Origin of the sequence: Marinobacter sp. SS8-8, assembly GCF_030540945.1 — a bacterium.
GTDB lineage: Bacteria > Pseudomonadota > Gammaproteobacteria > Pseudomonadales > Oleiphilaceae > Marinobacter.
Genome location: NZ_JASSVN010000008.1, coordinates 89,518 through 103,213 on the forward strand (window position 1 = coordinate 89,518; position 13,696 = coordinate 103,213).

Here is a 13,696-nt window from a genome sequence, read left to right on the forward strand (position 1 = left end):
CGTTTTACATCTCTTCCGGGGCGCTGACGCCCAGCAGGTCCAGGCCGTTTGCGATAACCTGCCTGATGGCAAGGTAAAGGCTGACACGGGCATCGCGGGTGGCTGTGTCCTCGATTAACACCTTGTGAGCGTTGTAGTAAGTGTGGAACTGGCCCGCCAGGTCCCGCAGGTAGTGCGTCAGATGGTGCGGCTCACGCTGGGTGGCAGAGTTGATAATCAGCTCCGGATATTTCGCCAACTGGTTGGCCAGCTCTTTCTCCTCGTCCAGAGTCAGCCGTTCCAAATCGCCTGCACATTCGTTCCGGCCACGCTCCACGCCTGCCTCAGCCAGTTTCCGAAGTACGCTGCAAATGCGCGCATGGGCATACTGGATGTAATACACAGGGTTTTCATTTGTCTGAGAACGGGCAAGATCGATATCGAAGGTCAGTTGGGAGTCGACACGCCGGGCGGCCAGGAAGAACCGGGTGGCGTCGCGGCCGACTTCATCGATCAGGTCCCGAACCGTGACATAGCTGCCGGCCCGTTTGGAGATTTTTACTTCCTGGCCGGAACGGGTGACCATGACCATCTGATGCAGGACATAGTCCGGCCAGCCTTCCGGAATACCGGCGTTCAGTGCCTGCAGGCCAGCGCGAACCCGGGTAACGGTAGAATGGTGATCGGCACCCTGTTCGTTGATAACGGTGGTAAAGCCCCGCTGCCATTTGTCGAAGTGATAGGCCACATCCGGCAGGAAGTAGGTGTAGCCACCGTCCTTCTTGCGCATGACCCGGTCTTTGTCATCGCCGAATTCCGTGGTTTTCAGCCACAGGGCGCCGTCCTGCTCGTAGGTGTAGCCGTTATCCTGCAGGCGCCTGACCGTGGCTTCGACCTTGCCTTCCTCATAAAGGGAGGACTCAAGAAAATAGACATCAAACTGGACACCGAAGGCTTTCAGATCCAGATCCTGCTCCCGGCGCAGGTAGGCCACGGCAAACTCCCGGATGGCGTCACGGTCTTCCGGATCTGCCTTGGCAGTCACCTCGCGGTCATCCGCGGTCACTGTCTCGCCAGCGAGGTAGGCGTTGGCCACGTCAATGATGTAATCGCCGCGGTAGCCATCCGCCGGCCAACTGTCGTTTTCCGGGGTCAGACCTTTCACCCGTGCCTGAACTGAAAGCGCCAGATTGTTGATCTGGGCACCGGCATCGTTGTAATAAAACTCGCGGGTCACATCGTAGCCGTTGGCTTCCAGCAGCCGGCACAGGCAGTCGCCAATCGCCGCGCCGCGTCCGTGACCAACGTGAAGGGGGCCTGTGGGGTTGGCGGATACAAACTCCACCTGAACTTTTTCACCCTGGCCCCGGTCATTGCGGCCGAAGTGATCGCCTTCATCCAGTATGGTATTAACCACTTCAAAAGCACTGGCGGTGCTCATAAAGAAGTTGATGAAACCGGGCCCGGCAATCTCCACCTTCTCCACCGCTTTGCTCTGCGGCAGCTTTTCGATGAGCGCCTCCGCCAGCTTTCTGGGCGGACAACCGGCTGCCTTGGATGCAACCAGGGCAATGTTGCAGGCGTAGTCCCCGTGGGACTTGTCCTTGGTATTGCCCACCTGCGGAGTGAAGGACTGGTCCGCAGGCAAAGTGCCATCGGATTGGAGTGCTGCCAGTGCAGACTGGAGCAGATCGGAAACGGTCTCTTTCATGCGGTCAGATGACTCGGTTTGCTGGAGAATTGGAATCGGGGCAGAGAGCCCGTTGATAGTTGATAATAGAAGGCGGGTATTATCGCGGAAAGGCGTGGCGTACTCAAATTCAGTAAGAAAAGCCCCGCACGTAGGCGGGACTTTCAAGGTCAGTCGTTCACATTACAGGCCTGGTCGCTTCCATACAGGCCTTCTATCCCGCCGGGAGGTGGGATATCGGTATTGTTCAAATCAGAGGCTGCACATGAAAGAAAGAACTCTGAAGATTCGACACTTTCCGAGCCGCCCACGCGGACAGTTGCGGTCAGCTCCACTCTCACCCAGTTGCAGTGGCTTTGCGGATAGATCAGTGAGAAGTCTGCCGATCCATCGGTCGCTGAAATAACAGAAGATGCACTGGTCGTCGCTGAGTTAGTTGGTTCAAGTGCTAAGCTTCCATTGATGTCCTCTCCAGCATCCAGTTGTCCGTTGCGATTTAGGTCTTCGGCGTCACAGAAAACTGGGTTACCGGGGCTAATAACCCACGTGTCGTCTATCGAGGGCACATAACTTCCTTTAACGTAGCCAGTAGGGAGTACGCTAAGTTCGATGTTGGCATTTTCGACAGGAGCGCCGTTCGCATCGGTCACGATTGCCACATAGTCCTTGATATAGCGTACGGTGTCTGGCTCAATGATCTCGTTACCGGTTCCAATTGCAAGTCGTAGCGCTTGCCTTGCAACAGTAAGAGTGACAGTGTCCGAAATGGACCCTGCGACAGTTGCCTGTATCTCTACTCCACCCCGCCCACTGGTGTTTGCCCCAGCTTGGTAAATGGTCGAAGCGCGCCCTTGAGAATCTGTGACGTCCCGGCTTGATGTGAGGCTACCGCCGCTGCCGTCCTCCAGGATGCTGAAGGAGACTTCCTGATTTTTGACAAGGTTGTTGTCTGCGTCTCGAATAACCGCGACAATTTCCGTTGTTTCACTCAGGTCGAGTTGGGTTTTGATTGCTTGCAAGTTGATCTCATCGGGCGTGGTCGCGACGAATTCGAAGGTAAGGTCGGCGGAAAGCCCCGAATTAGTATCAGATGCGGTAATGGTCGAAATGCCTGCGTTGGTTGACGAAATGTCAATGCTGGCTTGGCCGCCTGACGTAGTCACCACGCCACTTGCTGGAGTCAGCGTCCCACGGGTCGCTGTAAACTGTATCTGTGTACCGTCTGCAACTGGGTTTCCATTTACCAGCCACTCCATGGTTACTTCTTGTTGGGTGCTCAGGTCTACTTCGGTATTTGGGGCAGGCGATGTGAAGCCGAAGCTGTCGCCGGCTACAACGATATCGCGAGTAGTGGAGATGGTACTTGAACCACTATAGGCGGCGGCTGTAACCGTTGCTGTTCCTCCCGTGGAGCCACTATTTAGCTGGACATCTACCAAGCCATTAGTGCTGGTCGTCAGGGTTGATGCGGAGAGGGTGCCTAAAGTTGTCGAAAGATTGACGGTCTCGCCTGAAATGCCATTTCCATCTGCGTCAGAGAGAGTCACGCGGAGCGCCGTGCTTGAGCCGAGGGAAATGGAGGTGGGGCCGGAAATTGCCAGAGAGGTTCCAGATATATCCACGCTGACCGAGTCTGAGATCGATCCGCTTTGGGCGGTGATGGTCACGGTTCGATTTCGAGGATCGCCGTCTGTTGTCAGGATGGCCGACGCGACTCCTGCCTGATCGGTTTCACCCTGTGTAACTTCGAGAGTTCCACCGTTAGTTGCGCTGAAGCTGACTGTAACCCCTTGCAAAAGAACGCCATTGGAGTCCTTAACTCGGGCTGTGATAGCCGACTGGGCATTGGTTGAGGTGTCTAACCTCACAGGACTGGCGACCAGATCAATGGTTCCGGCTTCCGCTGTATCTGGAGAGGTCGTTGGATTTCCGCCTCCACCGTTGTTCGGAGAGCCAGCGAGAGGGCTTGAGTTCTCGTCACCTCCACAGGCCGAGAGCAGAAGCGCTAGTAGAATAGCCGTAGAGCGCGCAAGAATGTTCCCTGACATTATTTTTTCTCCAGTTTCCATTTACAGCAAAAGCCTTCAAATGCGCGTTCCCTGCACGAGAACCGCAAGCTCAGGTGTTTTCACAGGATTGGTTGTTAGTTTGCTGAAAATCATAGCACAGGATCTTGATCCGCAATGATGATTAGTATTCATTTATGCAAAACTTTGTAACCTGTTACTAAACCCTCAGGCACGGTAATCACCCGGTTTCCTGCGGATCAACATCAATCATCCACTTGACCCCAGCGGGGAGCTTTTTCTGGTCCAGCTCCTGGCAGATTCCGGCCAACAGGGTGTTCAGTCGCTTTCGGTTCCGGGTGTTCAGGACCAGTTGTGCGCGGTGCTTGTCGGCGCGCCGGGCAATCATTGCGGGCAGCGGGCCCCAGGTTTCAATGCCCGGGGCATGGGTGAGCGGTTTGATGGCGTCCAGGACTTGCAGGCTCTTTTCCATGGTATCGGCTTCGGCCCGGAAGATGGCCATGGCGCGGAATGGCGGGAACAGACCTTCCTCGCGTTCGCTGAGGAGCTGCTCGGCAATGTCGAGATAATGCCCCTCGCAGAGGGTTCTTAATAACGGATGGTCGCTGTGGCAGGTTTGCACCAGCACTTTGCCGGATTTTGTGCCTCGGCCTGCGCGGCCGCTGACCTGCAGCAGGGTTTGTATGAGTTGTTCGGGTGCGCGGAAGTCGACGCTGAACAGGCCGCCATCGGCGTTGACCACCACCACGAGCGTAACATTGGGGAAGTCGTGGCCCTTGGCCAGCATCTGGGTGCCAACGAGTACACATGGCTTACCGCTGTTAACCTGGCTCAGGATGTTCTGGATACTGCCCTTGCGCTGGGTGCTGTCGCGGTCAACCCGCACCACGGGCGTATGCGGGAAGGCGGATGCCAGAATGTCCTCGGTTCTCTCGGTTCCCTGGCCAACAGGTTTGAAGGCGTCACTCTGGCATTTCGGGCAACGCTCGGTGGCTGCTGTCTGGTAGTTGCAGTGATGGCACCGCATGGCCCGGTCCCGGCGGTGATAGGTGAGCCGGGTGTCGCAGCGGGGGCACCCGACCATGTGGCCGCAGTCAAAGCACATCATGACCGGCGCAAAGCCGCGCCGATTGACGAAAACCAATGCCTGGTCACCCTTGGCGAGGGTTTGGTCAATGGCGTTCAGGGCAGGCCGGGAAAGGCCGCCTTCCAGGGGGCGGCTGCGAATATCCAGCAGGCTGATGGCAGGTGGCGCCGCATTGCCTGCGCGTTCTTCCAGCTTAACCAGCCGGTATTTGCCCTGTTCCGCATTGTAAACAGATTCAAGCGAGGGCGTGGCTGAGCCGAGGATAACCGGGCAGCGGTTCAGGTGCGCGCGGTAAACCGCCAGGTCACGACCGGAATACCGGAATCCTTCGCCCTGTTTATAGGAGCTGTCATGCTCTTCATCGACGATGATCGTGCGCAAGCCGGTAAAGGGCAGCAGAACAGCGGACCGGGTGCCGATCAGGATGACGGGCTCGCCTTCGCGGATCTTCAGCCAGGTGGTCAGGCGCTCGCTGTCGTTGAGTGCGGAATGCCATACCACAATGCGCGTACCGAAATAATGCCTGAAGCGGGCGACGGTCTGAGGGGTAAGGTTAATTTCCGGAACCAGTACAAGGGCCTGGTCGCCTGCCCCCAGTTGCTGCTTGAGGTAGTGCAGATAGATTTCCGTTTTTCCGCTGCCGGTGATTCCGTACAAAAGGAAGGCACTGAATCCTTCCCGGGGGCTGGCCAGTTCTTCGGCCGCGGCCGCCTGGGCAGCTGAAAGGGTTGGTCGCCTCGCCAGAAGCTCAGGCGCCTCGGGCTGTGAGCCGGGAACGGGTGGTGCAATGGTTTGGACCAACTGCTTATCGCTGAGGGCTCTCAATTGGGTGCGGGTAAATCCGGCCTTGATGATGTCGCTGGTGGCTGTGCCCCGGTTGTGCTGGCTCAGCCATTCAAGCAATTCTTTCTGCCGATGGGCGTTGGCGGGAAGGGGCTCGCCGTGATTGCAGGCCATCCACCACTCCACTGGCTTCTCTTCCGCTTTGCGGCCCCGCCTGAGGGCGGGGGGCAGGGCAGTGAACAGGCACTCGCCCAGAGGGTGCTGGTAGTAGTCGCTGGCCCAACTGAGAAGGTTGAGGGTCTCCTCCGGCAATGCCGGCCAGTCCTCCAAAGTCGCAAATACTGGCTTGAGGTTGATCCCGGGAGGCGGCTCCACGCCGGTTTGCACCACAAGGCCTGTTGTTTGCTGTTGCCCAAAAGGAATTCTCACCCTCTGGCCCGGCACAAGCTTGAGGCCTCCCGGAACGGTATAGTCGAACAGCCGGCGCAGCGGGCGATTCAGGGCAATGCGTGCGATCAACGGCACTGAGTGCCCCACTGGAAAACGAGTGTCACGGTTTTTCCCTATCCTGTTTAATCGGCGGCCTGCCGCGAAATCTCTGATGGGCGGGTCCGGAAATCAGCGCGGCGCTTGCCTGATGTGGTAATTGCAAGTAAGATTCGCGGTCTGTTTCCGGCAGGGCATGATTGTGCCCGGTCTTCTCAATTGATTCAAACATGCGGTGCCTGGCGCCTGGTAATTCAGATGCCCCGCGATCAGGTAGCGGCATGACCTAACGAGGTTCCCCATGAAAGAAGGTATCCACCCAAAATACGAAGAGATAGCTGTTACCTGTTCCTGCGGTAACACCTTCAAGACACGTTCTACCTACACGAACGATCTGCAACTGGATGTATGTTCACAGTGTCACCCATTCTATACCGGCAAGCAGAAGGTTATGGATACCGGTGGCCGTATCGACCGTTTCCAGAAGCGCTTCGGCGGTCGTATCGGTGGCAAGAAAGACTGATCACTGCGGATTTGAATAAAGGCGCCTCCGGGCGCTTTTTTTGATCTTTAATGCGGTGGGTGGCTCGAAAATACATACGCAATTAGTCTTATTGACTGTTCGCAATATGTCGCTAGCCATGCTTGTCGTTTTGGGCCTGGCGGGCCATAATGGCGCGCTCCGCCGGAGCCAGGGAGTCCCCGGCGGTTTATTACCTTTAAACGTGACAAACGGAACAGTGGCAATGTCTCAAGATCTGAAAGAAGCGGCCCTTGAATATCACGCCAAGCCGCGGCCTGGTAAGCTGAGTGTTGAAATCACCAAGCCAACCCGGACTTCCCGTGACCTTTCCCTGGCGTATAGCCCCGGGGTTGCCGAGCCGGTTCGGGAGATCGCAAAGGACCCGGAGAATGCATACAAGTACACCGCCAAGGGCAACCTGGTGGCTGTTATCTCCGATGGGACCGCGATTCTTGGTCTGGGCAACCTGGGTCCGCTGGCCAGCAAGCCGGTTATGGAAGGCAAGGGCGTACTGTTCAAGCGCTTTGCCGGAATTGATGTCTTCGACATTGAAGTCAATTCCGAGAGCCCGCAGGCGTTTATTGAAACGGTCGAGCGTATTGCGGATACCTTTGGTGGTATCAATCTCGAAGACATCAAAGCGCCGGAGTGCTTTGAAATTGAGCGCGCCCTGATTGAAAAATGCCGCGTGCCTGTCTTTCATGATGACCAGCATGGTACTGCCATCGTCACTGCAGCCGGCATGGTCAATGCCCTCGAACTGCAGGGCAAAAAGATTGAGGAGGCGACGGTGGTTTGTCTGGGTGCCGGTGGCGCCGCCATTGCCTGCATGAAACTGCTGATCAGTTGCGGTATTCGCTCTGAGAACATCGTCATGCTCGACCGCAAGGGTGTGATCCACTCTGGTCGCGATGATCTGAACCAGTACAAGGCGATGTTCGCCAATGAGACTGACAAGCGCACGCTGGATGACGCCATCGACGGTGCGGATGTGTTCCTTGGCCTTTCCGGTCCGGACCTGCTGACCGGCGACCAGCTCAAGAAAATGGCTCCGAACCCGATCGTGTTCGCATGCTCCAATCCGGACCCGGAAATTAACCCGGAAGTTGCCCGGGCAGCCCGCAATGATCTGATCATGGCGACCGGTCGTTCCGATTATCCGAACCAGGTCAATAATGTGCTGGGCTTCCCGTTCATCTTCCGTGGCGCGCTGGACGTTCGCGCCACGGTGATCAATGAAGAGATGAAAGTGGCCGCGGTAAACGCAATTCGCGAGCTGGCCAAGGAGCCGGTGCCGCAGGAGATCTGTGAGGCTTACTGTGTTGAAAGCTTCGAGTTCGGTAAGGAATATATCATTCCCAAGCCGATGGATGTCCGCTTGCTTGAAGTGGTGCCGGCGGCGGTTGCCCGGGCTGCTGTGGAGTCCGGGGTTGCCCGTAATCCGTACCCTGCGCATTACCCGCTCAGGTCCATGGATGACATCATCTGATACGTTGTTCAGGGCAATAAAAAAACCGGCGGTGATCGATCCCGCCGGTTTTTTTATGTCTGTTCCGTTTGTGTCAGAAAATTCTGCGTGAAAGGTCGTCTTCTCCGGAGTTTCCGTTGCGATCACTCTCGTCTTCGGACAGCAGTGGCGGTGGTGCATCCTCTTCCCGAAAGATCTCAAACACGCCGTCTTCTCCCGGTCTTGCCCGCTGTCCGGTTTCCGGGTTGATCCGGATGTTCACGATGCCGTTAGGGCGGGGCATGAAGGAAGGAGGCTCGCCCTTGAGGGCGACTTTCATATAATCCAGCCAGACAGGCAGTGCAGTGCTCGCGCCGAATTCACCCCTGCCCAGTGGTGCCGGCTGATCGAATCCAACCCAGGTTGTCGTGGCCAGTTCATGATTGAACCCTGCAAACCATGTGTCTTTCTGTTCGTTGGTGGTGCCTGTCTTGCCCGCAATATCCTCGCGCCCCAGTGCCAGGGCCCGACGACCCGTGCCCAGGCGGATGACGTCCCGCATCATGGAGTGGAGGATGAATACGGCGCGTTCATCTGCGAGCCGGCGCATCACTCGCACCTGCTGTGCATTATTGGTACTTTCCGCAGGCTCCGCTTCCGTGCTCGTTGCGCTGGGTTCGGTGTCCGTTTCTTTCTCTTCTGCGATCTCCTTGCAGTCCTGGTCGCACAGAACGGTTTCCGGGGCCTGATAGACGGTCTCGCCGCGGACATCCTTGATGGTCTCGATCAGGTAGGGTTCAACGTCATACCCGCCGTTGGCAATCACCGCCATGCCTCTGGCAAGCTCCATGGGGGTAAGCAGGCCGCTCCCAAGTGACAGTGACAAGTTGTCCGGCATTTTCTCGACCGGAATTCCCAGTTGCGCCAGGTAGTCAATCGTTTTCTGGATGCCAAGGTCGCGCAGTAGCCGTATGGAAACCAGGTTCCGCGAGCGATAGAGGGCTTCGCGAAGCCGGGTCGGACCATAAAACTGCCCGGATGAATTCTGTGGCCGCCACGCGGACTCGAGTTCGGAGTCATTGAACACTATCGGCGCATCGTTATAGATGGTTGCCGGTGTCATGCCGCTCTCGAGTGCGCTGAGGTAAAGGAAGGGCTTGAAGGTGGAGCCGGGTTGTCTTTGCGCCTGGATGGCCCGGTTGTATTTGCTCTGGCCGAAGCTGTAACCGCCTGAGAGAGCCTGAATGGCACCTGTTCGGGCTTCCAGGGAGATCAGGGCGCCTTCAACGCGGGGAATCTGCGCGAGTGATACGATTGCCGGCCTGGCCGGCTCCGAAGCCCCGTTGCGGTCTTGGTCTTCCTTTTCCGGAGCTGTCCCTGCCGGCTTCGGCGCCTGGGCGCGCACGTAGACAATGTCGCCCGCGGCAACCACATCCGAGGGCTTTTCGGGTTCCGGGCCAGTGAGGTCTTCGGTTTTATAGCGTCTTGCCCATGTCATGGTTTCGAAAGGCATGATAGCGGGGCCCAGCATTCGCGCGTGTACCCGGACATTTGGGGTCTTGTCGTCAACACTGGTAACAACGGCGGGGATCAGGGACTCGACCCGGGGGTAATTCTGCATAACCTCTGACAGGTCGCTGCCGGCCAGGGTCTCCGGATCAATCTGGCCGACAGGGCCCCGGAAACCATGGCGCCGGTCGTAGGCCTCCAGGCCATCCCTGAGGGCTTCCGTGGCAGCCTGCTGCTTCGTGCTGTCAACGGTGAGCGTAACGGTATAGCCATCGGTGTAGGCGTCTTCGCCGTAGCGCCGAACCAGTTCGGAGCGGGCCATCTCTGCGACATAATCGGCGTCAACTTCGCTGTCAGTGCTGTTGTAACTGGCTGTGAGCGGAGCTGCAAGCGCCCGTTCGTAGGCGTCCGGAGTGATGTAGCCCAGTTCCTGCATTCGGCCCAGAATCCAGTTCCGGCGAATCATCGCGCGTTCGGGATTGGCCAGCGGGTTGTAGGCCGACGGCGCTTTTGGAAGGCCTGCGAGCATGGCCATTTGAGCGAGCGAAAGTTCGGAGACGGGTTTGTTGTAATAGACCTGGGCTGCGGCGGCAATCCCGTAAGCCCGGTTGCCGAGATATATCTTGTTCAGGTAGAGCTCAAGAATCCGGTGCTTGTCCAGTTCACGCTCTATCTGAAGAGCCAGAAGTATCTCGTTGAACTTCCGGATAAAGGTTCTGTCCCGTGACAAAAAGTAATTTTTTGCAACCTGCATTGTGATGGTGCTGCCCCCGGACTGGATCTCCCCGGTTGAGACCAGTTCGATGGCAGCCCGCGCCAGGCCTTTGATGTCGACTCCGAAGTGTTCGTAAAAACGCGAGTCTTCAGCGGCCATAAAGGCTTGTAACTGAATTGTTGGGATCTGTTCGATTGTGATCGGTGCCCTTCTCTTTTCACCGAATTCTGCTATTAATCTCTTGTCTTTGCTATATACCCGCAGCGGTGTCTGGAGTTTTATTTCCAGCAGTTGAGCGACCGGTGGAAGCCCGGGGCGAAGATAGAGATAAAAGCCGGAGGTTACGATAACGGCGACACTCAGTCCGGTAAGAAATAGCCAGGCAAAAAGGCGAGATGTGCGCAACAAATGAGACATTTTTTTCTGACAACTGTTGGATATAGGTCTATCATTTGAGAAATTGCTTTAGGAAGGACGAGTCGCTTCACCGCTGCAATGGTTCTCGGTTAAAGAAGAACGGGCATTGTAGACGGAATACTGAAGAAATTCTCTTAAATAAAAAACACATAAGTTACGTAACCCGGTGCAACTGACCAGGTATAGGGTGAGCGCGTGTTCGGATTGTTAGGAAAGAAATCCAGTGCAGTGCTGGGCGTGGATATAAGCTCCAGCTCGGTCAAACTTCTGGAGCTGTCAAAGCAGGGTGACCGGTACAAGGTCGAAAGCTACGCAGTGGAGCCGTTACCGGCGAACGCTGTGGTCGAAAAAAATATCACGGATGTCGAGGCGGTGGGCGAAGTGCTGAAGCGCGTTGCCTCCAAGTCCCGCACCAGCGTGAAGCAGGTTGCGGTCGCGGTCTCCGGCTCCGCGGTAATCACCAAGGTCATCCAGATGGATGGTGGCCTCAATGAGTTCGAGATGGAAGATCAGATCGCCCTTGAGGCAGATCAGTACATTCCATACCCGCTGGATGAGGTGGCCATCGACTTTGAGGTGCAGGGTCCCTCCGAAAACAATCCCGATCAGGTTGATGTGCTTCTGGCCGCGTGCCGGAAAGAAAATGTCGACATACGGGAAGACGCCCTCGAGATTGCCTCACTGACAACCAAGGTTGTTGATGTCGAAGCCTACTCACTGGAACGGGCATATGCGCTGATAGAGCCGCAGCTTGATTCACAGGGTGAAGAGCTGGTGGTTGCTATTGTCGACATTGGCGCAACCATGACAACGCTCAGTGTCCTGGCCGGCGGAAAGACAGTGTACACCCGGGAGCAGATTTTTGGCGGCAAACAGCTGACTGAGGAAATTCAGCGCCGGTACGGGTTGTCTCTTGAAGAGGCCGGGCTTGCCAAGAAGCAGGGTGGGTTGCCCGATGACTATGACTCAGAGGTTCTGACGCCGTTCCGTGAAGCCGTGGTGCAGCAGGTGGCCCGGGCGCTTCAGTTCTTCTTCGGTGCCAGCCAGTATAACGCTGTCGACTATGTGGTTCTGGCAGGCGGTACTGCCTCTGTCCAGGGGCTGACTGAAATGGTCGAAGAAAAAACGGGAACACCGGCACTGGTGGCAAACCCGTTTGCAGATATGGCAGTGGGATCACGGGTCAATGCATCGGCGCTGAGTAATGATGCTCCCTCTCTGATGATTGCCTGCGGCCTGGCAATGAGGAGCTTCGACTGATGGCAAAGATTAACCTCCGACCCTGGCGTGAAGAACTTCGTGCCGAAAAGCAGAAACAGTTCGTTGTGATGATTCTTGGTGCGGCGATCATTGCCGGTGGCCTGGTATTCCTCTGGAAGTCCGATATGGACAGCCGGATCGCTTACCAGCAATCGCGGAACGCTTATATTGAAACGGCGGCCAAGAAGCTGGACCAGCAGATCAAGGAGATCGAGAATCTCAAGCGCAAGCGGGATGAGCTTCTTGCCCGGATGCACGTTATCCAGGACCTTCAGGGTAAACGCCCGGTTATTGTCCGGGTTTTTGACGAGCTGGTCAGAACGCTGCCCGATGGTGTTTTCTATACTGACCTCAAGCGCACGGGAGACCGGCTGGATATCGTGGGCATGGCGGAATCCAACAGCCGCGTTTCCACGTTGATGCGCCAGTTCGAGGAGTCCTATTGGTTTTCTGATCCCAACCTGTCAAACGTGTCGGCAGCAGACAGCCGCCGGGCCGGCTACAGTCAGTTCAACCTCTCGGTACAACAAAACACACCTGAGCCCGAAGGGGAGGATAAGTAATGAGCCTCGCGGACTCACTCAAAAGCCTCAACGAATTTGATATCAACGACCTCGACGTCAACAACGCCGGTATCTGGCCAGCACCGATCAAGGCTGTTGTGGTTCTGATCATCTTCGGGCTCATTTTCGGGGGCGGGTACTGGTTCTTCATCAAGGATCAGTACGCCCAGCTTGAACGCGTTGAAAAAACCGAGCAGGAGCTTCGTAAGAAGTACGAAGAGAAAGCCTACCAAGTGGCGAATCTTGAAGTCTTCAAGGCTCAGATGGCGGAGATGGAAGAAACGTTTGGCGCGCTGGTAAGGCAGCTTCCCAGCGAGACCGAAGTGCCAGGCTTGCTGGAGGATATTACCAATACCGCCCTGGGTAGTGGTCTTGCGCTTCAGGAAGTGAAGCTGCAGCCGGAGCAGCGCCGGGATTTCTATTCCGAATTGCCGATCAATATCCGGGTGTCCGGTTCCTATCATGAGCTGGCGTCCTTTGTCAGCAGTGTGGCAAGCCTTCCCCGGATCGTGACCTTGCACGACTTGACCATCGAACCAACTGGCGGAGACGGAGAGCGGCTTGATATGCAAGTTGTGGCTCGTACCTACCGCTACCGGGCTGGAGAATGAGCATGACAGCAAAGCATGCGGTAAAAGCCTGGCTGGGTGTGTGTCTGGTGTCTCTCCTGGCAGCCTGTTCCCAGGACAGCGGATTTTCAGATCTTGACAAATTCATGGCGGAAACGAGGGCGAAGCCGCGGGGATACGTGGAGCCCCTGCCCGAGTTCAAGGCCTATGAAGCATTCACTTACTCGGCCGCAGACAGGCGGTCACCGTTTGAGCCGCCGATTGACATCCAACTGACAATGGTGGATGAGAAGCCGGTCAGTGATGTTGAGCCGGATCTGGACCGGCCAAGAGAGGTGCTTGAGAACTTTGATCTCAAGGCGCTTCGGATGGTCGGAACACTTCAGGGCGCCTCAGGTAACCTGTTCGCTCTTGTCGAAGACGATACCGGTGGCATTCACAGGGTGCGCGCCGGAAACTATATGGGGCAGAACTACGGTCGTATTGTGGGCGTCAGTGAAACCCGTATTGAGCTGATTGAAATTGTTCCCAATGGCCGGGGTGGCTGGGTCGAGCGTCCCCGCTCGTTGACCCTCGAAGAAGGCGCAGGCTAAGGAGCGGCTGGATGAAAGTTGAAAGAAACATGCACGTACAAAAAAGTT

Annotated in this window: 11 protein-coding genes; 6 read left to right on the top strand and 5 right to left on the bottom strand. The window is 56.5% G+C overall.

Features of this window, described 5'->3' with window-relative positions; all coding sequences use genetic code 11:
* Nucleotides 1–4: 4 nt before the first annotated feature.
* The 4 genes from argS to QPL96_RS10215 form a co-directional block, all read right to left on the bottom strand.
* Nucleotides 5–1,690 carry an arginine--tRNA ligase gene (gene argS / locus QPL96_RS10200; RefSeq protein WP_303287275.1) on the bottom strand — a complete coding sequence of 562 codons (1,686 nt, stop codon included), beginning with the start codon at nucleotides 1,688–1,690 and terminating at the stop codon, nucleotides 5–7.
* A gap of 149 nt (nucleotides 1,691–1,839) precedes the next feature.
* Entirely contained in the window at nucleotides 1,840–3,717 is a 1,878-nt protein-coding gene (locus QPL96_RS10205) for an Ig-like domain-containing protein (protein WP_303287276.1), read from the bottom strand.
* Nucleotides 3,718–3,916: 199 nt separating this feature from the next.
* On the bottom strand, nucleotides 3,917–6,091 hold the full coding sequence (locus QPL96_RS10210; RefSeq protein ID WP_303287277.1) for a primosomal protein N': 2,175 nt from the start codon (nucleotides 6,089–6,091) through the stop codon (nucleotides 3,917–3,919).
* Nucleotides 6,092–6,116: 25 nt separating this feature from the next.
* The gene (locus QPL96_RS10215) at nucleotides 6,117–6,284 is read right to left on the bottom strand and encodes a hypothetical protein (RefSeq protein ID WP_303287278.1); all 168 of its coding nucleotides are present in this window, start codon (nucleotides 6,282–6,284) and stop codon (nucleotides 6,117–6,119) included.
* Between the two features lie 69 nt (nucleotides 6,285–6,353).
* On the opposite strand from QPL96_RS10215, the gene rpmE reads away from it, so the two are divergent.
* On the top strand, nucleotides 6,354–6,575 hold the full coding sequence (gene rpmE, locus QPL96_RS10220) for a 50S ribosomal protein L31 (RefSeq protein ID WP_117619543.1): 222 nt from the start codon (nucleotides 6,354–6,356) through the stop codon (nucleotides 6,573–6,575).
* A gap of 223 nt (nucleotides 6,576–6,798) precedes the next feature.
* Nucleotides 6,799–8,064 (top strand): malic enzyme-like NAD(P)-binding protein, encoded by a 1,266-nt coding sequence (locus QPL96_RS10225; protein WP_303287279.1) that lies wholly within the window; start codon nucleotides 6,799–6,801, stop codon nucleotides 8,062–8,064.
* 73 nt (nucleotides 8,065–8,137) lie between these two features.
* Here the strand turns inward: QPL96_RS10225 and QPL96_RS10230 are convergent, their stop codons facing one another.
* Complete coding sequence (locus tag QPL96_RS10230; RefSeq protein WP_303287280.1) at nucleotides 8,138–10,663, bottom strand: penicillin-binding protein 1A; 2,526 nt, start codon at nucleotides 10,661–10,663, stop codon at nucleotides 8,138–8,140.
* A gap of 195 nt (nucleotides 10,664–10,858) precedes the next feature.
* On the opposite strand from QPL96_RS10230, the gene QPL96_RS10235 reads away from it, so the two are divergent.
* Genes QPL96_RS10235 through QPL96_RS10250 form a run of 4 tightly spaced genes read left to right on the top strand, consistent with a single transcriptional unit; the run spans nucleotide 10,859 to nucleotide 13,648 of the window.
* Nucleotides 10,859–11,923 carry a pilus assembly protein PilM gene (locus QPL96_RS10235; protein WP_303287281.1) on the top strand — a complete coding sequence of 355 codons (1,065 nt, stop codon included), beginning with the start codon at nucleotides 10,859–10,861 and terminating at the stop codon, nucleotides 11,921–11,923.
* Nucleotides 11,923–12,486 (top strand): PilN domain-containing protein, encoded by a 564-nt coding sequence (locus QPL96_RS10240; protein ID WP_092032965.1) that lies wholly within the window; start codon nucleotides 11,923–11,925, stop codon nucleotides 12,484–12,486. Before QPL96_RS10235 ends, QPL96_RS10240 begins: the two co-directional genes overlap by 1 nt.
* Entirely contained in the window at nucleotides 12,486–13,097 is a 612-nt protein-coding gene (locus tag QPL96_RS10245; protein WP_092032967.1) for a type 4a pilus biogenesis protein PilO, read from the top strand. The genes QPL96_RS10240 and QPL96_RS10245 overlap by 1 nt, the downstream gene beginning before the upstream one ends.
* A gap of 2 nt (nucleotides 13,098–13,099) precedes the next feature.
* Nucleotides 13,100–13,648, top strand: coding sequence for a pilus assembly protein PilP (locus QPL96_RS10250; RefSeq protein ID WP_092032970.1), 549 nt, complete (start codon nucleotides 13,100–13,102; stop codon nucleotides 13,646–13,648).
* Nucleotides 13,649–13,696 lie beyond the last annotated feature (48 nt).

Coding starts and splice junctions, on each gene's coding strand:
- argS (WP_303287275.1), bottom strand. CDS start 1,690: ATGAAAGAGACCGTTTCCGATCTGCTCCAGTCTGCACTGGCAGCACTC.
- QPL96_RS10205 (WP_303287276.1), bottom strand. CDS start 3,717: ATGTCAGGGAACATTCTTGCGCGCTCTACGGCTATTCTACTAGCGCTT.
- QPL96_RS10215 (WP_303287278.1), bottom strand. CDS start 6,284: ATGTTTGAATCAATTGAGAAGACCGGGCACAATCATGCCCTGCCGGAA.
- rpmE (WP_117619543.1), top strand. CDS start 6,354: ATGAAAGAAGGTATCCACCCAAAATACGAAGAGATAGCTGTTACCTGT.
- QPL96_RS10225 (WP_303287279.1), top strand. CDS start 6,799: ATGTCTCAAGATCTGAAAGAAGCGGCCCTTGAATATCACGCCAAGCCG.
- QPL96_RS10230 (WP_303287280.1), bottom strand. CDS start 10,663: ATGTCTCATTTGTTGCGCACATCTCGCCTTTTTGCCTGGCTATTTCTT.
- QPL96_RS10240 (WP_092032965.1), top strand. CDS start 11,923: ATGGCAAAGATTAACCTCCGACCCTGGCGTGAAGAACTTCGTGCCGAA.
- QPL96_RS10245 (WP_092032967.1), top strand. CDS start 12,486: ATGAGCCTCGCGGACTCACTCAAAAGCCTCAACGAATTTGATATCAAC.
- QPL96_RS10250 (WP_092032970.1), top strand. CDS start 13,100: ATGACAGCAAAGCATGCGGTAAAAGCCTGGCTGGGTGTGTGTCTGGTG.